The sequence below is a fragment of the Streptomyces sp. NPDC088733 genome, assembly GCF_044751185.1.
In the GTDB taxonomy this organism is placed as follows: Bacteria; Actinomycetota; Actinomycetes; order Streptomycetales; family Streptomycetaceae; genus Actinacidiphila.
Window position 1 is genome coordinate 318,616 of the sequence record NZ_JBIVLH010000003.1, and the last position, 20,966, is coordinate 339,581.

Sequence of the window (20,966 nt, forward strand, 5' to 3'; positions counted from 1 at the left end):
ACCGCATCGCGCAAGAATGCGCGCCTCGCCGCACGCCGGGGCGACGGACAGGTGAAGGACAAACGAACGCGCCGCAGGTGATCCACCGAACGGGCTGTAGCGTGCAGGCATCACCACCGTCATCCGTTCACCGTCCGGCCGGAAGTGCCATGCCCCCTCACCGCGCAAACGGCCTCACCTACGGCTCCGTCGGCGCGACGCGACCGGCCGAGGAGCACTGGGCGGCCGGGCGCACGGGCCTGCGCCCGTACGCGTGCACCGTCGTCATCGGTCACGGGGAGCGGGACTGGCGTGCGGCCGCCGACGCGGTGCTGCACTGGGAGGTCAAGCGGCGCAGCGGCTTCACCGTCACGGGCTGCGCGGGGGCCGGGGAGCGCGTCACCGTGGGGGCCGAGTACCGGATCACCGCGGGCCGCGGCCCGTTCACGGTGCGGGAGCCGGTGCGCGTCGTGGCGGTGGTGGACCTGCCGGATCGCTGCGGCTTCGCGTACGGCACTCTGCCCGGGCATCCCGTCCGCGGCGAGGAGGCCTTCGTCGTCCACCGCTCCCCCGACGGCACGGTCGCGCTGACGATCCGCTCCCTGACCCGTGCCGCTCCGGACGGTCCGTGGCGGCCGCTGTTCCCGGTGCTGCTCGTGGCGCAGCGGTTCTTCCGGCTCCGCTACCGGCGTGCCCTGATGGCGTCGTCCTGAGAGAACGCCGGGGCGTCGCCGGTCACGCGCGGGACACGGCGTTCCAGCCGGCCAGCATCGGCAGGACGCGGGCGGTGGGGGAGTCCGGTTCGGCGGTGTAGACGACAAGGCGCTGGTCCGGCTCGTGCGGCGCGCACACGATCTCGATCCGGAAGGTCATCGGACCGGCGGCGGGATGCTGGACGCGCTTGGTCACCGACGCGTAGTCGCGCACGGCGTGGTCGTCCCACCAGCGGGCGACGTCCTCGTCGGTCGCCCGCAACTCGTCCACGAGCGCGGTGAGGCGGCCGTCCCCCGGGCGGCGGGCGATCTCCCGGCGCATCGTGGCGACGGTGGCCGAGGCGAAGTCCGCCCAGTTCACGATCCGTTCGCGCGCGGCCGGGTCCTGGAACATGAAGCGGACGAAGGACGTCCCGGGCTCCAGCGGACGGCCCAGCACCTCCACCAGCAGGGCGTTGCGCGCCAGGACCTCGCCGCGCAGGCCGAGCAGCAGCACCGGGACGTGGTCGAGCGTCTGCATCAGCCGCAACAGCCCGGGATCGGGTCGCTGGGCGACCCGCGAGGCCGCGGCGCGGCGCCACGCGGTGGGCGCCGCGAGGTCGCGGAGGTGCGCGTGCTCGACCTCGTCCAGGCGCAGCGCCCGGGCCAGCGCGTCGAGCACCTCGGGGGAGATGTTGGCCTGGCGTCCCTGTTCGAGCCGGCTGTAGTAGTCCGGGCTCAGGCCCGCCAGCACGGCCAGTTCCTCGCGCCGCAGCCCCGGCACCCGGCGGGCCCCGGGGAAGGCCTCGATGCCCGCCTGGGAGGGGGTGAGGCGGTCCCGGCGGGAGCGCAGGAACGCCCCGAGCGCGGCGCGGTCGCGTGGCATGGCTCCAGCGTAGGCGGCCTCCCGGCGTCCTGGGTGGTCCTGCCGTGCCCAGGTTCCTCCTGACCTGGCCCGATGTCCGCGAGGCGTCCTAGAACGGAAGGCATGACTACTTCCCTTCACACGAACCACAGCACCGCCTCCGCCCCCGGATCCCGGCTGGCCGGCCGCACCGCGCTCGTCACCGGATCGACCAGCGGGATCGGCGCGGCGATCGCCCGCGTCCTGGCCGGAGAGGGCGCGCACGTCGTCGTCAGCGGCCGGCAGGCGGCGGGCGGAGCACGCGTCGTCGACGAGATCCGCGGGGCGGGCGGCCGCGCGGACTTCGTCGCGGCGGATCTGGCAGGCGGCTACGCGCAGTTGCGCGCCTTCGCCGCGCGGGCGGCGGACGTGCTCGGCGGACGCGTCGACATCCTGGTCAACAACGCGGGCATCTACCCGGCGACGCGCACCGAGGACCTGCCGGACGCGGACCTCGACGCCATGCTCGCGGTCAACCTCCGCGCCCCTCACGTGCTCGTGGCTGCGCTGGCGCCAGCCATGGCCGCCCGGGGCGGCGGCGCCGTCGTCACCGTCGGCTCCTGGATGGCCCGGGTCGGCACCCCCTATGCGGCGATGTACACCGCGACCAAGGCGGCCGACGAGCAGCTCACCCGCAATTGGGCCGCGGAGTACGGGCCGCGCGGCGTGCGGGTGAACACCGTCGCGCCCGGGGCGACCCTCACGCCGGGCAACGAGGCGGCCCGTGCGGAGCTCGACGCGATGACGGCCGCCACCCCGGCGGGCGTCGTCGTGCGGCCGGACGACATCGCCAAGGGCGTCCTGTACCTGGTCAGCGATGACGCGGCCATGGTCCACGGCATCACGCTCCCCGTGGACGGCGGCATCTCCGCCGCCCGCCCGGCCTGAGACGCCACGTCGCCCCGGGCTGCGCGCGCGGAGGACGTTCCTTCGGTCCCTGCGTGCGCGCCGGCGGTGCGGGTCACCACGGCCGTTCCGGGTCCGTCTCCGCGAACTCGAAGGGCTGGAGCGACGCGGCCGCCAGGACGACGAAGCTGCTCATGGCGTAGAAGATCGCGACTCCGGCGGTGAGGGGCCGCCACTCGGCCCTGTCGTACTCGGCGTCGGTCAGGACGACCCGTTCGCCGCGCGGGTCCGCGGCGTCCTTCCGGACGACGTAGTGGACACCGTGCGCGTCCGTCCTGACGTCCTCGGTGCCCGCTCCGGCGAAGCCCAGCACGGACAGCGCGAACACCACGGCGTAGAACCACTTCAGGCGTGCGGGCAGGTCCCACACGAACCACAGCAGCCGTCCCCCGTTCCCCCGGCCGAGGAGCCTCGCGGCGCTGCCGGAGTGCAGGGCGCGGAAGAGCGCGGCGCCGAAGACCGGGAAGACGGGGAGCACGAGAGCGGCCATGGCGGCACGGGGCACGGAGTCCGGGCCCGACAGCCAGGTCACGGCGGTGAGCAGCAGCGCGAGCACGCACAGCCCGCAGGCGAGAAGGAAGTGCACGAGACGGCCGCGCTCCAGCCCCAACGATCCCCACCAGTCCACGAGTAGGGACGATAGACGTTCGCCGTGATCGCGGTCCAGGGTGTGCGCGCCGCACGTCTCCGCGCACCGTGGGCGGTTCGCCCGTGGCGCGGGAGCGCGGGGCCGTACGCCGACCGCGTCCGCGGCGGTACCGGTCCCTCAGTCCGCGACGTCGATCCCGGCGAACCCCGCCCAGTTGCGCCCGATGCGCGCCCAGCGGGGCAGGGCGGTGGCCGGTCCGCCAGCCGGCGGCGGCTCGTCGCGCAGCCGGCCGGTGAACAACGGGCGCAGATCGGTGTCGCGTTCGGCCCAGGCGGCGGAGAACTGGCTGCGGGTGACGCGGAGGCTGCAGTTGAGCTGGGCGACGGCCGCGCGGGCGCAGTCCTCGCGCCACTCGTCGCCGGACCAGGTCACCGACCCCGCGGGGGGCGCCGCGTTCAGCGCGAGACTCAGGAAGCATGCGGCGTTGTAGTAGACCAGGTATCCCGCGGAGGCGCGGTTGGGCACGCGGTGGCCCGGGGCCGGGCCGGTGATCAGCGCCTCGGCGTGGGTGCGCGCACCGGGTCCCCCGCGGTGCCACGGCCGCGGCGCGGGGGCGCCGTCGCCCGCGTGGCCGCCGCCCCGCCGGTGGTCGGCGTGGAGCATGCGGCGCATCCCCCAGTCGGGCCCGCCCCACAGCCGGCCCCAGCGGGCCCACACACCGCCCGTCACCTCGCCGGCCACGGTGGCGAACGCCTCGCGCAGCCGGTCGGGATCCGGCCTGCGGTTCATCCGCAGTTCCTCGGCGGCCTCGGCTATCCGCACGGCCGCGAGGAAGGAACGGCGGCGGGTGCGCAGCGCCGGGCGGGGCCGCTCCATGGCGAACCACTGGCGCCAGTAGCGGCGTTCGCCGAGGTTGCGGCGGCCGAGGAGCCAGGTGCGGGCGTAGCGGCGGGCGATCGCCGACCACGACAGCCGGTTCAGGAGCAGCCGCAGGTGCTCACGGGAGTCGCGCTCGTAGTCCTCGGGCCGGTGGCGGCCGCCGGTCCGCGCGCGGTTCTGCTCGGCGCAGGCGATGGACAGCCGGTAGGCGGTCTCGACGTGCTCGGGCCACAGCTGGATGCAGTCCTCGTAGATCTCGATGGCGTGCTGGATGTGGGCGGCGGGCTCCTCCGCGCCCCCGTCCTGGCCCATGAGCTCCAGGACACCGGCCTGGTGGAGCCGGACGGTGAGGTTCCCGGGGACCAGCGCGGCGGCCTCCTTGTAGTGCCGCAGCGCGTGCCGGTAGTGGGCGAGCTCCTGGGCGTGGTCGCCGCGCTTCTTCGCCGCCAGCGCCTCCTCCTGCGCGCGTACGCCCATGCGGTGGAAGCGGTACGAGTCGTAGTCGTCGCCCCAGCTCTCCCAGCGGGGGATGCGGTCCTGCGAGCGCGGGTCGCCGAGGATCTTCACCGTGCAGTAGCAGGCGATGCGCTCGTACAGCCGGCGGTCGCGCCGCCGGACCTCCTCGTCCGCGGCGTCGGGGCCGGTCTCCTCGCCCTCCATGATGGTGGCGGCCACCACGGTGTTCTTGGGCATGTAGAGGACGCGGACCGAGAAGCGGGGCGGTTTGTCGTCGGCCGACAGGCAGTGCAGCATCACGTGGTACGCCCGCGGCCGGAAGAGGGCGAGGCGCTTCATCACGTCCACCCAGCCGTGCGGGGAGGACGTCGTCTCCGGCGCCGGGTCGGGGCCGGTGGGCGTGCCGCTGCCGGGGGTCAGGACGCGCGGGCCGAGCGCGTCGGCGGCCATGTGCTCCGTGATGTACGCGGCCAGTTCCCTCGTGCGCGCGGGCTCCTCGGCGTGGCCGGGGGCGGGCGTCCCCGCGCCGTGCCCGCCGCCGTTGCCCCGGTGGCCGCCCGCCTGGCCGCCGAGCAGGCCGCGGTCCTCCGAGACCACCACCGGCAGCAGTCGGTTGCTGCGGTGCCGCAGCAGCAGGCCGGAGCCCAGGCGTACGGCGACCACGATCACGATCACCGCGAAGATGCCCAGCACCCACACGGCGGTGCCGCCCGACTGCTGCCAGAAACCGTCCCAGAAACCGGCGTCATCGGCCGTGCCGGACGCCGCGGATCCCCACCCCATGGCACATCCCCCCGTCACACTCTCCCCGAACGCATGTTTCCCGCCACGGGAGATCGACAATCCGCCACGTGCGCCGGTGCCGACCGCCGTGCGCCGGGGGGACGTTCGCGGGATCAGCGACCGGGTGCGCCGCCGCCCTCCGCCGCCCGGTCGGCGAGCCAGTCGAGCACCCCGGGAGCGGCGGCGAGCACCGAGACATGGCCCTCCTCCGGCAGGACGCGCAACTCGGCGGTGGGCATGCGGCGGGCGAGCCACGTCGCGTGAGCGGCCGGGACCATGCGGTCCTGCCCGCCGTGGAGGAGGAGCACGGGCGTGCGGACGCCGGCCGGGTCGAAGCCCCAGGGGGCGACGTAGGCGAGGTTGTCGTCGATCATGCCGTCGGGTCCGCCCTCCAGTGCCCGGCCGGCCACCCCGGCGAGCCAGGCCCATTCCGCAGCGAGCGCGGAGCGGTCGGCGGGGGTGAACATCTCCGGGTCGAACTCACTGGTGGCCAGGTACTCCTCCAGCGGGCCCCGGCCCGCCGCCGACGCGCTCAGCTCGGCCACGCTCGTCGGGCACATCCCGGCGAGCCAGTCGAGCCCCTCGGCGCCGTACGGGGCGAGGCCGGACCCGCTGACCGTCGCGGCCACGCGGTCCGGGAGCAGCGCGGCGCACGCCAGGGCGTGCGGGCCTCCGCCGGAGTGGCCGAGGACGGCGAACCGGCCGATGCCGAGGGCGTCGGCGACGGCGGCGACGTCCGCCGCCGCGGCCGCGATGTCCCGGCCCGGCTGCGGGGTGGAACCGCCGTACCCGGGCCGGTCGTACGAGAACCAGCGGATGCCGCGCTTGCGCGCGGCCTCGAAGAGCGGTTCCGGCGGCTCGCCCACGTTGGGCGTGCCGTGCAGCCAGGCGACGGCGAGGCCGTCGCCGCCCGCCGCCGGACCGGTGTCGTAGAAGTGCAGGGTGCGTCCGTCGCGCAGTGTGGTGTCCGCTTCGGTGACCATGCGCCGAGTCTAGGAAGGGCCACTGACACCCGTACGGCGTTCGGCCGCGGTGCTCAGCCGGCCGGCTGGTGGGCCGCCGGGAGGCCCGGCCGGTGGTGGGCCGCCAGCGCGCGGATGTGGAAGGCGTGGACGATCTCCGCGACGCCGAGGACGACCAGCCACACTCCGGAGACCAGGGTGAGGGCGGCGAGGGAGCCGAAGGGCGAGACGATCAGGACGATGCCCGCCACAAGGGTGATCGCGCCGAAGAAGATCTGCCAGCCGCGGGCCGGCAGGCCCTCGGTGGAGACCGCCGCGGCGACCAGCATGATGCCGCGCAGCAGCCAGCCAAAGCCGATCCACAGGGCGAGCAGCAGCAGGGACTGCGCGGCCCCGCGGAAGCAGATCAGGCCGAGCAGGATGCTCAGGGCGCCGGTGACGAAGTGCAGCACCCGCATTCCGCCCGGCACGTGCGGGCCGAAGGCGCCGGCCAGCTGGAACACGCCGCTGATCAGCAGGTAGATCCCGAACAGGACACCGATCACGAGCAGCGTCTCGCCGGGCCACGCCAGGACGCAGACGCCGAGGACGATCGCGGCGACGCCTGCGGTGAGAAGGACCTGCCAGCCCCTTTTGGACAAGGCGGCGAGGAATCCCGCCGGCATCCCGGCGGCATCCTGGTGAGGGTTGGTGGTCATGACACCCGCCTTTCGCGGAAGGAGCCGAGGACCCTGCGGGAGCCCATTCATCGTGCGTCCCCCCGGGCACGCCCGCCAGCCGTCCACATTGTTCAAAGGGGGCCGCTTATGCGGCGGGCCCCCGGGCAGGCGCCCGTGAGTACCACTGGACCCCGCCGCCCGCCGACGAGGTGGATGCGGAGGGCCGAGAGGAGACTTCATGAACGCCCCGACGCCCCACGAGAACCACCGGGCCGGCGAGAGCTTCGAGCACGCGGCCCCGCCCGAGGACGCGCCGTCCGCGCAGCAGATCGCCGAGACCGAGGCGGTGCTGGCCGACCTGGCGGGCAGGACGGCCCTGCTGCCGCAGGTGCCGCCGGCCGAGGGCGAGCCGGCGCGTCCCGAGGGGGCCGTCTCGCTGCCGGTGATCGAGCAGGACGGGACCCAGTACATCCCGGTCTTCACGGCCGAGGAGACGCTCGTGGCGGCGGGCGGGGACCCGGCGACCGCGCTGCGGATATCCGTTGCCGAACTCGCCGCCAACTGGCCGGCCGACGAGCTGTGGCTTGCGGTCGACCCGTCCACGGAGGAGGGCCTGGCCCTGCCCCCTGACCTGGTGCGGGCGCTGCCCGTCTTCGCCGGGGCCGCCGGGGACGCCTGACAGCGCGGCCCGCCTACTCGACGGGCACGCCCCGCGGCCCCTTGATGCGTTTCATGATCATCTGTGAGTTGACCTCGCTCACCCCCGGCAGCGAGATCAGCGTCTCGGTCCAGAAGCGCTCGTAGGCGTCGCTGTCCTTCACGGCGATGCGCAGCAGGCAGCCGGGCGCGCCGTACAGCCGGTACGCCTCCACGATGTCCGGGGTGGCCCGGACCTGGGTCTCGAACGCCTCGACGGACACGCGGTCCCGGCGCACCTCCACGGAGGCGAAGACCTCGAAGCCGCGGCCCACGGCGGCCGGGTCGACCACCGCGCGGTAGCTCCGGATCACGCCGTCCTCCTCCAGTTGCCGCACCCGGCGCAGACAGGGCGAGGGGGTCAGCCCGACGCGGGCGGCGAGTTCCTGGTTGGTGAGCCGGCCGTCCGCCTGGAGCTCGCGCAAGATACTTCTGTCGATGGCATCCATGTCGGCGATTTCTACCACGCCTGCGCGATCTACGCGGGCTGATTCGCAATCGCGTGCCGGAACCTTGCGCATATCCTTGCGGCGGTTGACTGGGCGCGCACGCGAGCGAGGGACACGTGAAGCACATCGTCGTGATCGGCACCGGCGGCACGATCGCCAGCCGGTGGCAGGGGGTCGGTTACGCGGCCGAGGCCGCCGGCCGCGAGGTGCTGGCGGCGGGAGCGGTCCCCGAGGGCGTCGACGTGACCGTCCGCGACCTGTTCACGGTGAACAGCTCCCAGCTGACCACCGCCCACCAGATGCTGCTGCTGCACACGGTGCACGAGGTACTGGCCGACCCGGCCGTGGACGGCATCGTGGTCACGCACGGCACCGACACCATGGAGGAGTCCGCCTTCCTGCTGGACCTCCACCACGACGACCGGCGACCGGTGGTGTTCACCGGCGCCCAACTGCCCCTGGACGCCGTCGACGGCGACGCCGCGGGCAATCTGTACGACGCCCTGCTGACCGCCGCGACCGCCCAGGACGTCGGCGTGGTCATCGCCTTCGGCGGTTTCGTGCACGCCGCCCGCGGCACCGTCAAGGCGCACACGCTGGACGTGCAGGCCTTCGCGGACCCGTCGGGACGGCCGCTGGGGCGGGTCAAGTTCGGCGAGATCGCCTGGGACGGGCCGCACGCGCGGGCCGCCGCGCTGCCCCTCCCGGGCACCGGGACGCCGGCACCGCGCGTCGACGTCGTGATGCACCACGTGGACGCCGACCCGGTGCTCTTCGACGCCGCGCTGACCGCCGGCGCCCAGGGCATCGTGCTGGTGGGCACCGGCGCAGGCAACGCCACCCCCGAGTTCACCGAGGCCGTGCGGCGGGCGGTGGACGCGGGCGTGCTGGTCGCCGTGAGCACCCGGGTCGCGGCCGGGCCGGTCGCGCCGATCTACACCGGCGGGGGCGCCGTGGACCTCGCGGCGGCCGGCGCCGTACTGGCCGGCACACTGCGCGCCGGACAGGCCAGGATCGCGGTGCTCGCCGCGCTGCTGTCGGCGACGGACCCCGCGGAACGCGCCGAGGCACTGCGGCGCATCGTCGGGACCGCGCAGGAGCGGACGCCCGCAGGCGTCTGAGCCCGCGTCAGCTCCACTCCCCAGGGGGCGGATCGGGCCGTCCGGCCCGCACCGTCAGAAGTTGATCTGGTTGATGGTGTCCGCCAGCGAGTCCAGGAACTTGGTGATCGCGGGCGCCATGCCCGTGGAAGCAAGGAAGAAGCCGAACAGGGCGGCGATGATCGCCGGTCCGACTTTGAGTGTTTTGCCCCTGATGAGCACGACCATGATGATCGCCAACAAGAGCACCACGGACAGGGAGATGGCCACTGGGGATCACATCCTCGGTCTGACGCCTCATCGTTCCGGGGGAACAGCGGCAGCCGCGCCCCCGCGACGTCCATCGTGCCACCTGCCACCGACACCGAGACCCCGCAGGGCTCACCTTCCCCGCAGACCGGGGGCGCACACCTGTGACGCGGGGCACCCGCCCGCCCAACGGCCGCCGCGCGGCGGCATCCCGCGTCCTTCCGGCAAGGCGATTCCGGTCATTGCACTGCCCGTCGCACATGAATGTCCGTCACATCGTTGTCGTACACATTCAGTTGACGCACGCACCGTCACCGCGGGTACCGGAAGGTGGGTATTCCCTCCCGTTCAGCCCTTTTGACGCAGGACATCAACGGACGAATACGACATCGGGATGGGAGGTCAACTCCGGGGCAGCCGAGACGTCATCCGCATTCCAGAGAGAATTCACGCGACAGGTTTCAGCTCGCCCTGGTGCCTCGAATGTTCCAGCCCCCGCAGGAGTTCGACGGCACGTCCCCGCCGCCGGTCCCCCGCGGGACCACCGGGCCCGGCGGTGCCCGCTCCCCCGGCGACCGCGACCCGTCGCCTCGTCACCGGTGTCGTCGTGCCGTACGTGCTCTTCGAGACGGCGTACGGCCTCTTCAGGCGCTGGGCGGAGCACGACCCGTCGCAGCCGATCAGCATCTTCGATCCCTGGTACCTGACCTGGTTCCTGGTCGCCCTCGGCGCGGTGGCGACCGCCGGGCTCTTCTGCCTCTCCCTGCTGCTGACCGCGTGCTTCTTCGCATGGGTGCCGCGCCGCCGCACCTGGTTCACCGCCCTGGGAGCCGGGACGCTGTACGGCTACCTGCTGCACGGCTTCGCGGTGAAGACCGCCCTGTCCCTGGGCTGGTTCGACCCCCCGTGGGTGCACACCGCGCCGGGCAGGGTGGCGTGCACCCTGATCGCGGCCGCCGTGGTCAGTGCGCTGTGCACGCCGCCGGTGCAGAGGCTGTTCCGCTTCGCGGTGCAGCCGCGGATGGCCTGGGCGTTCCGCCGTACCGAGACGGTCAGTCCCGGCACACGATGAGCAGGGCGCGGTCGTCGTTGACGTCCTTGGCGACCGCCTCGATCAACTGCCAGGCCGAACCGCGGAAGCCGTGCGCGACATAGCGGTCGGCCTCGCCGATGAGCCGGTCGATGCCCTCGGCGATGTCGCGTCCGGCGGCCTCCACCAGGCCGTCCGTGAACAGCAGCAGGACGTCGCCGGAGCGCAGCGTGCCCTTCACGCCGTGGAACTCGGCACCGTCGTACACGCCCAGCAGCGGGCCCTCGGCGGCCTTCTCCTCCCAGCGGCCGGTGCCGGCGCTCAGCTGCATGCCGGGCAGGTGCCCCGCGGAGAGCAGTTCGTAGTCCCCGGTCTCCAGGTCCAGCACCAGGTGGACGGAGGTGGCGAAGCCCTCGTCCCAGTTCTGCCGCAGCAGATAGCCGTTGGCGGCCGTGAGGAAGGCGTGCGGCGGGAGCGAGCCCAGCAGCCCGCCGAAGGCGCCGGACAGCAGCAGGGCCCGTGAGCCCGCGTCCATGCCCTTGCCGGAGACGTCGGTGAGGACGGCCTCCAGGATCCGCCCCCCGGTGGTGCGGGTGGCCACCACGAAGTCGCCGGAGAACGACTGGCCGCCGGCCGGGCGCAGCGCCATCTCCGCGTGCCAGCCGTCCGGCAGCCGCGGAATCCTGCTCTGCACCCGGATGCGCTCGCGCAGGTCGAAGAGCATGGTGCCGCCGCGCATCCAGGGCACACCGACCCGGGCGCGGAACTGGGCCACGACCAGCCCGGCGAGCGCGACCGCCGCCACGACCAGCACGGTGCCCGGGGTGACCCGGCCCACGCCGTCCCGGTACGGGCCCAGCACCGCCGACTCCACGACCAGCGCCACCGCCGAGCTGCCGTACAGCAGCAGCAGGCTCGACGGCCGCAGCAGCAGCCCGCCGAGGAGGACGGGGAGCACCAGCGTGGTGGGCGGGCACCACTGCGGGGCGAGCACCGTGCCCCAGGCGATCACGGGGACGCAGAGCAGCAGGACGACCAGCGCGAGCCAGTCGGCGGCGTCCCCGCGGAAGTAGTCGACCGCGGATTTGCGCAGGCCGACGCGGGCCTGGTGGGCGGTCCTCCCCCACCTGGCCCTCAAGCCGTCTCCTACCGGGCGTTGTGCCATGTTCCCGGCGACCCTATCCACTGTCACCCGTTCTCCGCAGCGCAGGTCCCCCCGGCGGTTCGCCGTCCCGTCGCAACCCGCGGCGAAAATCGCTCGCCGGTACGGGAGGCCGCTGGTAGTCAGGAAACATGACGGTGGACTTGCGGGTACTCGAACCCGGGCAGTGGGACACGTGGTTCGGCACGCTGGAGCGGGCCTTCGGCAGCGCGGCGATGCCGGCGGAGGAGCGGGACTTCGACCGCTCCGTGACGGAGACCGGGCGGTCGCTGGCCGCCTGGGACGGCGACGAGATCGTCGGCACGGCGGGGGCCTTCTCCTTCCGGCTGACAGTGCCGGGCGGGGTGGTGGTGCCCGCGGCCGGCGTGACGATGGTGAGCGTGGCCGCGACGCACCGGCGCCGCGGGGTACTGACCGCGATGATGCGGCGGCAGCTGGACGAGGTGCGCGGGCTCGGTGAACCGCTGGCCGTGCTGACCGCCTCGGAACCGGCGATTTACGGCCGCTTCGGCTACGCGGTGGCCACCGACCAGATGATCGTGGACATCGACACCGTGCGCGCCGGCCTGACGGTGCCGAACGGCGCCGACGACGTGACACTGCGCTTCGCGGACCCCGAGGCGTCGGTCCCGGCGTGCGAGGCGGTCTACGCGCGACTGGTCCCGGGCCGCCCGGGCATGCTGGAGCGGCGCCCCGGATGGGAGCGCAAGGGGGTGCTCGACCCGGAGGCGTACCGCGACGGGGCGTCGAACCTCCAGTGCGTGCTCGCCGAGCGCGACGGCGAGGTCGTCGGCTATGTGCGCTACGCGGTCAAGAGCTCCTGGAACGCGCACGGCCCGGACGGCACGGTCGTGCTGCGCGACCTGGAGGCCCTGGACCCGGCCGCCCGCGGCGCCCTGTGGCGCTACCTGTTCGGCATCGACCTGACCTGCCGGATCACCTCCCGCAACCGCCCGGCCGACGACGCGGTCCTGCACATGGTGGAGGACGTGCGCCGCTGCGGCGTGCGCTTCAAGGAGGGCATGCTGCTGCGCCCGGTCGAGGTGGGCGCCGCACTCGCGGCCCGTACGTACACCGCGCCGGTGGACGTCGTGCTGGAGGTCACCGACCCCTTCTGCCCCTGGAACGAGGGCCGGTGGCGGCTCTGCGGCGACACCAAGGGCGCCTCGTGCGAGCGCACCACCGACCCCGCGGACCTCGCGCTGTCGGCGCGGGAGCTGGGCGCGGCGTACCTGGGCGGCACCTCGCTCACCGCGCTGGAGCGGGCCGGCCGGGTACGGGAACTGCGCGGCGGGGCGGTGAAGGAGACGTCGGTCGCCTTTGCCGGCGACATCGCGCCGTGGCTGCCGCACGGCTTCTAGGGGCGGTTCCGGGCCGTGTCGTCGCATGCCCTCCCCCGGCCGCCGCTGGGGGAAGGCGTCCGACGGCACGGCGCCCAGGGCGGTCCTAGCCGCGGCCGCCCGCGGCCGGCTGGCAGCCCGGGCACCAGAAGAGGTTCCGCGCCGCGAGGGCGGCGGTGCGGACCTCGGTGCCGCAGACGAGGCAGGGCATGGCCGCGCGGCGGTAGACGTAGACCTCGCCGCCGTGGTCGTCGACGCGCGGCGGCCGTCCCATGGCCTCCGGCGTGTGCTCGGGCCGGACGGTGTCGATCCGGTTGTTGCGCACGCCCTCGCGCATGAGGGCCACCAGGTCGTCCCAGACCGCGCTCCACCGCTCGCGGCCGAGGTCGCGGCCCGCCGTGTACGGGTCGATGCCGTGCCGGAAGAGGACCTCGGCGCGGTAGACGTTGCCGACGCCGGCGACGACCTTCTGGTCCATGAGCAGCGCGGCGACGCTGGTACGGCTGCGCGCGACACGGGACCAGGCGCGGTCGCCGGTGTCCGCGGGGCGCAGGGGGTCGGGGCCGAGGCGGTCGTGGATCGCCTGCTTCTCCCCGTCCGTGATCAGCTCGCAGGCGGTGGGGCCGCGCAGGTCCATGTGGTGGTCGCGGGTGGCCAGCCGCAGCCGCACCTGGCCGACGGGCGCGCCGCCCGGCCCGGCGCCGAAGGCGCACTTGCCGTACAGGCCCAGGTGGACGTGGACCCAGCCGAGCGGCCCGAAGCCCAGGAACAGGTGCTTTCCGTGGGCCTCGGCGCCCAGCAGCACCTGGCCGTCCAGCAGTGCGGCGCCGTCCGAGAACTTGCCCTGCGGACTGCTCGCGCGGACCGCGTGGCCGCCGAAGCGCTCCTCGTGGTCCGCGGCGAGGCGGTGGATCGTATGCCCCTCGGGCATGCCCGGATCAGCTCTCCCGGGGGTCGGCCGGGACGGGCGGCAGTTCGCCGGTGGCCTCGTAGGCGGTGAGCATGGCGATCCGGCGGGAGTGGCGCTCCTCGCCCGAGTACGGCGTGCCCAGGAAGACCTCGATGAAGCGGGTGGCGTCCTCGCGGGAGTGCATGCGGGCACCGACGCTGATGACGTTGGCGTCGTTGTGCTCGCGGCCCAGGGTCGCGGTCTCCTCGCTCCAGGCGAGCACGGCGCGCACGCCCTTGACCTTGTTGGCCGCGATGGCCTCGCCGTTGCCGGAGCCGCCGATGACGATGCCACGGCTGTCGGGGTCGGCGGCCGCGCCCTCGGCGGCACGCAGGCAGAACGGCGGGTAGTCGTCCTGGGCGTCGTAGACGTGCGGTCCGCAGTCGACGGGCTCGTGGCCGTTGGCCTTGAGCCACTCGACGAGGTGGTTCTTCAGTTCAAAGCCGGCATGGTCGGAGCCGAGGTACACGCGCATAGCGTCGAGTGTGGCACGGCCACCCCCGAGGGTGCCGCCCCGGGTGCTCCGATTGACGTCCTCCCCGCCGCCCCAACGGGCGGGGATTTCTGGCTCACGTGGGCTGGGGACCAGCAGTCCGCCGGCTCTTGCACGATCGGCACCAGCCGGGTTGGGACCAGCCCGGACCAGCATCACGTGGGCGATGCGCAGCCGACTCCGCCGCTCCGCGGCTCCGGCCTGAGCACCCATTCCTCCCCGGCTCGACGGCCCGGGTCTCCCGGGAGAAAACAGGTGAGGGAGTGATGGCCGTGTGCGGTGTCGGCCTCCCGCACGGCGTTCTCGCTCGGCCGGCGCGGCGACGCGCCCAAGGCGTTCGCCCGGACCAGCACCCACGGTGTGCCGCGTGCGGCGATCCTGGGTTCGGTGGTCTTCGGCTTCGCCGCCGTCTTCTGCGACCACACGTACCCGGACAGCGTCTTCCTCTTCGTGCGCAACGCCTCCGGCGCGATCGCGCTGTTCGTCCGGCTGGTGATCTGCTTCTTACGGCTGCGCATGCGCCGGGGCGGGTGCGGCTGCGGGGGCCGCGACCAGGTGGTCGTCTCGGTCCTGCTGGCCCTGGGGGTGATCGGCGTCGCGGTGGTCCGCCGGCGGGTTCAGAGCGGCCGGAAGGACGCGGTCACCTCCTCGTAGACCGACAGCGCGGCGGGCTCGACGGCCGCGTCGTACCAGATGTTGACCTGGTACGACTTGCCCGCCTCGGTGAACCCGAGCTGCCGCGCCTTCCAGGGGGAGCCGGCCTGCGAGAAGGAGTAGTCCCACACGACGGCCGGGCGGCCGCGGAACGTCGTCCGCTCCAGCCGGATCTTCCGGTAGCCGGGGACGTCGTGGGAGTTCGCCTCGAAGTCCTGCCACTGCTGGAGGAGATCGCCGCCGCGTGCGAGTGCGTACGAGGCGGCGATCTCCTGCCGTCCGTCCGGGGCGTGGTAGTGGACGTTGGACGGGCTCTTGGCCGTTCGGGTCCAGCCGTGCGGGGGCTGCCAGGCGAAGCCGGTCTCGTTGCGGCCGGAGACCGACGCGGTGGCGGGTGAGGTGGCGGGCGGCGCCGTGGCGCTCGCCGGGGGGCGGCTGGTGCCGGCGACGACGGGGCCCTCGCGGTGGCCGGTGCGGGAGGCGGTGAGCACGACCACGGTCGCGGCGACGGCAGCGGCGGTCAGGCCCGCACCGGCGAGCAGGGCGGCGCGGCGGAACCGGGCGCGGGCGGGGGGCGGTTCGGGCGTCCCGGCCGGGACGGCCGGTTCCGGTGGAGGCGCGAGCTCGGGCGCAGGCTCGGGCGCCGGCTGCTCGCTCTTCGCGGCCGCGTACGCCTCCCAGCCGGGCGGGACCGCGTCCTCCGGCTCCGGTGCGGGCGGCGGCGCCCCGCCCACCGCGAGCGTGGGGACGTACCCCTCCTCGGCGGGCGGCGGGGCCTGCCGGGTCACGACGGTGGGCCCGCCCACGGGGCCGGCGAGGGCGGCCAGCGCCTCGTCGAGCAGGTCGAGGGTCGGCCGCTCCTCCGGGTCCTTGCGCAGCAGCGCCGCCAGCGTCTCGCGCAGCGGGCCCGCCTCCGGGGGCAGTTGGGGCTCCTCGTACAGCACGGCGTGCAGGGTGGCCAGGGTGGTGGGGCGGGCGAAGGGCGACTGCCCGGCCAGCGCGGCGCACAAGGTGGCACCCAGCGACCACAGGTCCGACGGCGGCCCCTGCTGCCGGCCCTCGATGCGCTCCGGGGCCATGTAGTCCGGGGAGCCGATGAGCATCCCGGCCATGGTGAGCGCGGCGGAGTCCTGGATCGCGGCGATCCCGAAGTCGGTGAGGACCACCCGCCCGCGGGTGTCGATCAGGACGTTGCCCGGCTTGATGTCCCGGTGCAGCACGCCGACCGCGTGGACCTCGCGCAGCGCCCGTGCCAGACCGGTCGCAATCCGCACCGCCTCGGCGCGGTCGACCGGGCCGTCCTGCACGAGCACCTGCTCCAGGGAGCGGCAGTCGACCAGTTCCATCACGATCCAGAGCCGGTCGGCCTCCTGGACCACGTCGTAGACGCGCACCACGTTGGGGTGGTCGATGCGGGCCGTGGCGCGCGCCTCGCGCAGGGTGCGCTCGCGGCGGACGCGCGCGTCCTCGGCCGCCATGTCGTCCAGCCGCATCTCCTTGACCGCGACCTGGCGGTCCAGCACCTCGTCGACGGCCCGCCACACCCGGCCCATCCCGCCCTGGCCGATCGTCTCCGCCAGCCGGTAGCGGCCCACGACCAGCCGGCCGCGCACGTCGCCGCCCGTGTTTCCCACCATGCCCGGACTCCCCACTGCGGGAGGAATTCCCCCTGCCCCTCAATTCCTGTCCGGTATCGCATCATTCACGACGGGTCCGGGACAGAAGTATGAACTTGCCACCATCACAGCATAGATGCCCCGAATCTTGTGGTACCTCTTCACAGATACCGCTGATGCGGAGGCAAGAAGGGGGAAGCGCAATGCGCCTTTTCGATCGGCGAATTCACGTTCGGCGGACGGCCGCGGCGGTGGCCGTGCTGGGGCTGGCGTTCGCCGGGCCCGCGTTCGGGGCCGAGCCCGTACCCGGCAGCGGCCAGGGAGGCACCCCGGGGCCGAAGGTCCCCGCGGGGGTGAAGGTGGCCACCGAACTGCCGTCCCGGATCTCCGTCGACAACACGACGGGGAAGACCTCGATCACCGCGACGGTCCTCAACAAGGGGAAGAAGGAGTCCCCTCGACTCACGCTGCTGGTCGTCGGTTTCGACGCGATGAGGATCACCGGGGTCAAGGGCTGCGACCCGATCCCCGAGGGCAAGCTGCCCAAGGGCTCCAACAGCGGGTTCAGCTGCGACGTCGGCACTCTGGCCGCCGGGAAGCGCCGGAGCTACCCGGTGTCCGCGACCTACGACCTGAAGGGCAAGGGCAGGATCTGCCTGCCCGTCATGGACCGGGACGGCGTGCTGCTGTGGCAGCAGGGGCCCGTTCCCTTCGGCACCAGCAAGCCGACGCCCAACGCACCCGACACCCCGCTGCTGCTGGGCACCGACAACGTGCCCTTCGGCCCCGACGCGTCCGTCCGTCCGAGCCCGAGTGCCTCGGGCACCCTGCCCAGTACCGGCGCCCCCGACCGCACAGCCGTCCTCGCCCTGGGCGGCAGCCTGCTGCTGGCCGCGGGCGGCGCCGGCCTGTGGCTGACCCGGCGCCCGCGGTCGGCCCGGCACTGACCGGCCGCGCCGGCACGACGGAGGGGGCGGCCGGCGGCCGCCCCCTCGGTCGTTGCGTACGGGTCGTACGGTCAGCCGCGGCGGCCGACGAGCTTCCAGGCCGCGGGCAGCGCGCCCATGGCCAAGGCCGCCTTGACGGCGTCACCGATCAGGTAGGGCGTGAGGCCCAGGGAGACGGCCTGGCTCAGCGAGAGGTGCGCGGCCAGCGCGAGGTAGGGGACACCGACGGCGTAGACGACGGCGCTGCCGAGCACCATCGTGCCGGCCGTGCGCCACACGTTGCGGTCCGCGCCGCGGCGGGCCAGCCCGCCCACGACGGCGGCGGCGAGCGCCATGCCGAGGATGTAGCCGAAGCTGGGCGCGCCCGCGCCCGACGAACCGTCGGCGAACCACGGCATCCCGGCGACGCCGGCCACCGCGTACAGGGCGAGCGCGAGCAGGCCGCGGCGGGCGCCGAGCGCGGTGCCGACCAGCAGCGCCGCGAAGGTCTGCCCCGTCACCGGCACCGGCGAGCCGGGCACCGGCACCGACAACTGCGCGGCCAGGCCGGTCAGTACGGCGCCGCCCAGCACGAGGGTGGCGTCCCGCAGCCGCGACGCGGGGATCAGGTCGGCGAGGACCGGGTGGGTGCGTACGGCGGAAGCGGCGGGAACTGCGGTGGCCATCGGTACTCCGCGGAGTGAGGGTCTGTTCGGTCACCGCGACGTTAACCCGGCTCCCTCGCCCCGATCATCGTCGGCCGAGCACAAAGCCCTGATCGCCGTGGTGGTGGCATCCCTACAAGGAACCACACGACACGTGAGCTTCGTCACGGGAAGGCGAAACGGCCGCTGTGGGATCTCTCCAATCGGTGGCGCCGGGGGAATCGCGCCGCAACGGCGCCGCGCCCGGCCCCGCGGGGGCGGCCGCGGCGTCCCGCTCTTATCCTTCTGCGACGGCGCCCCGCTCCGGATGCCGCCCGATCGCACCGAACTGGAGGCGTACCCGACCCGATGAGTGCTCCGTCGCCGTCCCCCGCGTCTCCGTCCGCCCCGTCCCGGGTCACCGTGGTCGGCGAGGTCCTCGTCGACCTGCTGTGGCGCTCCGGGGAGCGCGGGGTCACCCCGCTGCCCGGCGGCAGCCCGGCCAACGTGGCGGTCGGCCTGCGGCGGCTCGGCCGGCCCACCACCCTGGTCACGACCTGGGGCGAGGACCCGCCCGGCGAGCTGGTCCGGGACCATCTGGCGGCGACCGGGATCGACGTCGTCCGGGCGCCGGGCCCGGCCGGGCGGACGACGCTGGCGATGGCGTACCTGGACCGGGAGGGCTCCGCCTCGTACGACTTCCTGGCCTCCTGGGACCCCGAGGACCTGGCCGTGCCGCCGGACACCGCGGTGCTGCACACCGGCTCGCTGGCCACCGTCATCGAGCCGGGGGCGGGCCGGGTGCTGGAGCTGTGCCGGGACCTGCACGCGCTCCCCGGGCGCACCGTGGTCGCCGATCTCAACGTGCGGCCCGCGGTGCAGCCGGACCGGCTCGCCTACCGCAAGGCGTGCCTCCGGCTGGCCGGGGTCACCGATGTGGTCAAGGCCAGCGACGCCGACCTGGCCTGGCTCTTCCCGCGCCTCGATCCCACCGAGGCGGCCCGGGTCCTGCTGGCCGAGGGGCCGCGGCTGGCCGTCGTCACCCTGGGCGCCGGGGGCGCTGCGGCGGTCACCCGGGACGCGGTCGTGCGGGTGGCGGCGCCGCCGGTGGCGGTGGTCGACACCATCGGGGCGGGCGACGCCTTCCAGGCCGCGCTGCTGGACGCGGTCGCCGCGTCGGGCGTGCCCACCGCCCCGGAGCGGTTGTCCGGGGTACTGACCCGCTGTGTCACCGCGGCCGCGATCAACTGCACCCGGGTGGGCGCCGATCCCCCGACGCGGGCCGAGCTCGACGCCGCCTGCCCCGCCGGATAATCGCGGGCCCCGGAGCCCGTGCGCTGGTTAGGCTCCCGCCATGGGTGACGCGAGGCCGACCGGGCAGGTACTGATCTTCGACGCGGACGACACGCTCTGGGAGAACAACGTCGTCTTCGAACGGGTGATAGAGGACTTCCTCGACTGGGTCGACCACCCGGTGCTGGACCGGGGCCGGATCAGGGCGCTGCTCGACGAGATCGAGGCGGCGAACGCGCTCGTCCACGGGTACGGCAGCAAGGTGTTCCTGCGCAGCCTCGGCGAGTGCCTGGAGCAGCTTCGGGAGCGGCCGAGGACGGCGGAGGAGGCCCGCCGCATCGACGAGCTGGCGCTGGCCTTCACCGAGCACCGTGTGGAGCTGATGCCCGGGGTCGCGGACACCCTCGACGCGCTGGGCGGCCGCCACGACCTGCTGCTGCTCACCAAGGGCGACACGGAGGAGCAGTCCCGCAAGGTCGAGGCGTCGGGGCTGGCCGGCCGGTTCCGCGGGGTGCACATCGTCCCGGAGAAGGACGTGGAGACCTACCGGGGGCTGATCGCGCACTACGGCTTCGTGCCGGAGGCCACGTGGATGATCGGGAACTCCCCCAAGTCCGACATCATCCCCGCCCGTGAGGCGGGGATGAACGCCGTCCACATCCCCAACGCCCACACCTGGGTGCTGGAGCAGTCCGAGATCGACCCGGCCGACGGGCGCGTGCTGCGGCTGACGGCCTTCCCCGAACTGCTCCGCCACTTCTGAGCGGCCCCAGGTGCCCCGGAGGGGGGATCAGTCGAAGATCGGGCCCTGGTCGCGGGTCCGCTTGATCTCGTAGAAGCCGGGGGTCGACGCGACGAGCAGCGTGCCGTCCCAGAGGCGGGCCGCGGCCTCGCCCTTGGGGGCGGGGGTCACGACGGGGCCGAAGAAGGCGATCTGCTCGCCGTCGGCGCCGGGGACCGCGATGACCGGGGTGCCGACGTCCTGGCCGACCTTGGAGATGCCCTCCTGGTGGGAGGCGCGCAGCTCGGTGTCGTAGGCGTCACTGTCGGCGAAGTCGGCCAGGTCGGCGGGCAGGCCCGCCTCCTCCAGGGCGGCGACGATCACGTCGCGGTCCTTGTGGCCCAGGCCCTGGTTGTGGATACGGGTGCCCAGGGCGGTGTACAGGGGGCCGAGCACCTTGCTGCCGTACTTCTGCTCGGCGGCGATGCACACACGGACGGGGCCCCAGGCAGTGGTGAGGAACTCGCGGTACTGCTCGGGCAGGTCGCGGCCGTCGTTGAGCACCGCCAGGCTCATCACGTGCCAGCGCACCTCGACGGGGCGCACCTTCTCCACCTCCAGCATCCAGCGGGAGGTCATCCACGCCCAGGGGCAGGCGGGGTCGAACCAGAAGTCCACCGGGGTCGGGGTGGTGGCGTCTGTGGTCTCGGTCACGGTTGTCTCCTCGGGGCATGACACATCGACACGTGGTGCGGAACAGGGAACACCCCCGGCCGCATCGCCATTCCCGTGCGGTGGCCCCGGGTGCCGCGTGCGAAGATGCCTGGCGTCCACA

General features: G+C 73.9%; 22 protein-coding genes and 1 pseudogene. 10 read left to right on the plus strand and 13 right to left on the minus strand.

Annotated elements, in window-relative coordinates; all coding sequences use genetic code 11:
• Window positions 1-149: 149 nt before the first annotated feature.
• Window positions 150-692, plus strand: coding sequence for a DUF1990 family protein (locus tag ACIP64_RS07535; RefSeq protein WP_401582805.1), 543 nt, complete (start codon window positions 150-152; stop codon window positions 690-692).
• A 22-nt stretch (window positions 693-714) separates the two neighbouring features.
• On the opposite strand, the gene ACIP64_RS07540 is transcribed toward ACIP64_RS07535, so the two are convergent.
• Window positions 715-1,557, minus strand: a complete 843-nt coding sequence (locus tag ACIP64_RS07540) for a helix-turn-helix domain-containing protein (protein WP_401582807.1) — start codon at window positions 1,555-1,557, stop codon at window positions 715-717.
• Between the two features lie 102 nt (window positions 1,558-1,659).
• Between ACIP64_RS07540 and ACIP64_RS07545 the strand changes: the two genes are divergently transcribed.
• Entirely contained in the window at window positions 1,660-2,463 is an 804-nt protein-coding gene (locus ACIP64_RS07545) for an SDR family NAD(P)-dependent oxidoreductase (RefSeq protein WP_401582809.1), read from the plus strand.
• Between the two features lie 73 nt (window positions 2,464-2,536).
• Here the strand turns inward: ACIP64_RS07545 and ACIP64_RS07550 are convergent, their stop codons facing one another.
• The 4 genes from ACIP64_RS07550 to ACIP64_RS07565 form a co-directional block, all read right to left on the minus strand.
• Window positions 2,537-3,109, minus strand: coding sequence for a hypothetical protein (locus ACIP64_RS07550; RefSeq protein ID WP_401582810.1), 573 nt, complete (start codon window positions 3,107-3,109; stop codon window positions 2,537-2,539).
• 138 nt (window positions 3,110-3,247) lie between these two features.
• Entirely contained in the window at window positions 3,248-5,188 is a 1,941-nt protein-coding gene (locus ACIP64_RS07555; RefSeq protein WP_401582812.1) for a hypothetical protein, read from the minus strand.
• Window positions 5,189-5,301: 113 nt separating this feature from the next.
• A complete protein-coding gene (locus tag ACIP64_RS07560) occupies window positions 5,302-6,171 on the minus strand; it encodes an alpha/beta fold hydrolase (protein ID WP_401582814.1) in 870 nt (289 codons plus the stop codon).
• Between the two features lie 53 nt (window positions 6,172-6,224).
• Entirely contained in the window at window positions 6,225-6,848 is a 624-nt protein-coding gene (locus ACIP64_RS07565) for an HdeD family acid-resistance protein (RefSeq protein ID WP_401582815.1), read from the minus strand.
• Between the two features lie 199 nt (window positions 6,849-7,047).
• On the opposite strand from ACIP64_RS07565, the gene ACIP64_RS07570 reads away from it, so the two are divergent.
• Window positions 7,048-7,488 carry an SseB family protein gene (locus tag ACIP64_RS07570; protein WP_401582817.1) on the plus strand — a complete coding sequence of 147 codons (441 nt, stop codon included), beginning with the start codon at window positions 7,048-7,050 and terminating at the stop codon, window positions 7,486-7,488.
• A gap of 13 nt (window positions 7,489-7,501) precedes the next feature.
• Here the strand turns inward: ACIP64_RS07570 and ACIP64_RS07575 are convergent, their stop codons facing one another.
• Window positions 7,502-7,954: an Lrp/AsnC family transcriptional regulator gene (locus ACIP64_RS07575; protein WP_401582819.1), complete on the minus strand. Its 453-nt coding sequence runs from the start codon at window positions 7,952-7,954 to the stop codon at window positions 7,502-7,504.
• Window positions 7,955-8,070: 116 nt separating this feature from the next.
• On the opposite strand from ACIP64_RS07575, the gene ACIP64_RS07580 reads away from it, so the two are divergent.
• A complete protein-coding gene (locus ACIP64_RS07580) occupies window positions 8,071-9,075 on the plus strand; it encodes an asparaginase (RefSeq protein ID WP_401582820.1) in 1,005 nt (334 codons plus the stop codon).
• Between the two features lie 54 nt (window positions 9,076-9,129).
• On the opposite strand, the gene ACIP64_RS07585 is transcribed toward ACIP64_RS07580, so the two are convergent.
• Window positions 9,130-9,324 carry a hypothetical protein gene (locus ACIP64_RS07585; RefSeq protein ID WP_401582822.1) on the minus strand — a complete coding sequence of 65 codons (195 nt, stop codon included), beginning with the start codon at window positions 9,322-9,324 and terminating at the stop codon, window positions 9,130-9,132.
• Window positions 9,325-9,886: 562 nt separating this feature from the next.
• Between ACIP64_RS07585 and ACIP64_RS07590 the strand changes: the two are divergent.
• A pseudogene (locus ACIP64_RS07590) lies at window positions 9,887-10,375 on the plus strand (hypothetical protein); the annotation flags it as partial.
• Here ACIP64_RS07590 and ACIP64_RS07595 read toward each other — a convergent pair.
• On the minus strand, window positions 10,356-11,498 hold the full coding sequence (locus ACIP64_RS07595) for a PP2C family protein-serine/threonine phosphatase (RefSeq protein WP_401582824.1): 1,143 nt from the start codon (window positions 11,496-11,498) through the stop codon (window positions 10,356-10,358). The pseudogene ACIP64_RS07590 and the gene ACIP64_RS07595 sit on opposite strands and share 20 nt — an antisense overlap.
• Window positions 11,499-11,626: 128 nt before the next feature.
• On the opposite strand from ACIP64_RS07595, the gene ACIP64_RS07600 reads away from it, so the two are divergent.
• The gene (locus ACIP64_RS07600; protein ID WP_401582825.1) at window positions 11,627-12,856 is read left to right on the plus strand and encodes a GNAT family N-acetyltransferase; all 1,230 of its coding nucleotides are present in this window, start codon (window positions 11,627-11,629) and stop codon (window positions 12,854-12,856) included.
• A gap of 85 nt (window positions 12,857-12,941) precedes the next feature.
• Here ACIP64_RS07600 and ACIP64_RS07605 read toward each other — a convergent pair whose 3' ends face one another.
• Together ACIP64_RS07605 and ACIP64_RS07610 are read right to left on the minus strand one after the other, a co-directional pair.
• Complete coding sequence (locus ACIP64_RS07605) at window positions 12,942-13,766, minus strand: Fpg/Nei family DNA glycosylase (protein WP_401582827.1); 825 nt, start codon at window positions 13,764-13,766, stop codon at window positions 12,942-12,944.
• 7 nt (window positions 13,767-13,773) lie between these two features.
• Window positions 13,774-14,259 carry a ribose-5-phosphate isomerase gene (locus tag ACIP64_RS07610; RefSeq protein ID WP_401582829.1) on the minus strand — a complete coding sequence of 162 codons (486 nt, stop codon included), beginning with the start codon at window positions 14,257-14,259 and terminating at the stop codon, window positions 13,774-13,776.
• Window positions 14,260-14,556: 297 nt separating this feature from the next.
• On the opposite strand from ACIP64_RS07610, the gene ACIP64_RS07615 reads away from it, so the two are divergent.
• Window positions 14,557-14,931 (plus strand): hypothetical protein, encoded by a 375-nt coding sequence (locus ACIP64_RS07615; protein WP_401582830.1) that lies wholly within the window; start codon window positions 14,557-14,559, stop codon window positions 14,929-14,931.
• On the opposite strand, the gene ACIP64_RS07620 is transcribed toward ACIP64_RS07615, so the two are convergent.
• Window positions 14,895-16,568, minus strand: coding sequence for a serine/threonine-protein kinase (locus ACIP64_RS07620; RefSeq protein ID WP_401582832.1), 1,674 nt, complete (start codon window positions 16,566-16,568; stop codon window positions 14,895-14,897). The genes ACIP64_RS07615 and ACIP64_RS07620 overlap by 37 nt on opposite strands.
• A gap of 230 nt (window positions 16,569-16,798) precedes the next feature.
• Between ACIP64_RS07620 and ACIP64_RS07625 the strand changes: the two genes are divergently transcribed.
• On the plus strand, window positions 16,799-17,494 hold the full coding sequence (locus ACIP64_RS07625; protein ID WP_401582834.1) for an LPXTG cell wall anchor domain-containing protein: 696 nt from the start codon (window positions 16,799-16,801) through the stop codon (window positions 17,492-17,494).
• A 71-nt stretch (window positions 17,495-17,565) separates the two neighbouring features.
• Here the strand turns inward: ACIP64_RS07625 and ACIP64_RS07630 are convergent, their stop codons facing one another.
• On the minus strand, window positions 17,566-18,159 hold the full coding sequence (locus tag ACIP64_RS07630) for a biotin transporter BioY (protein WP_401582836.1): 594 nt from the start codon (window positions 18,157-18,159) through the stop codon (window positions 17,566-17,568).
• A 327-nt stretch (window positions 18,160-18,486) separates the two neighbouring features.
• Here ACIP64_RS07630 and ACIP64_RS07635 point away from each other — a divergent pair, with 327 nt between their 5' ends.
• Window positions 18,487-19,431 (plus strand): carbohydrate kinase, encoded by a 945-nt coding sequence (locus ACIP64_RS07635; RefSeq protein ID WP_401582838.1) that lies wholly within the window; start codon window positions 18,487-18,489, stop codon window positions 19,429-19,431.
• Between the two features lie 40 nt (window positions 19,432-19,471).
• Window positions 19,472-20,173 (plus strand): HAD family hydrolase, encoded by a 702-nt coding sequence (locus tag ACIP64_RS07640; protein ID WP_401582840.1) that lies wholly within the window; start codon window positions 19,472-19,474, stop codon window positions 20,171-20,173.
• A 27-nt stretch (window positions 20,174-20,200) separates the two neighbouring features.
• Here ACIP64_RS07640 and ACIP64_RS07645 read toward each other — a convergent pair whose 3' ends face one another.
• Entirely contained in the window at window positions 20,201-20,845 is a 645-nt protein-coding gene (locus ACIP64_RS07645; RefSeq protein WP_401582841.1) for a DsbA family protein, read from the minus strand.
• Window positions 20,846-20,966 lie beyond the last annotated feature (121 nt).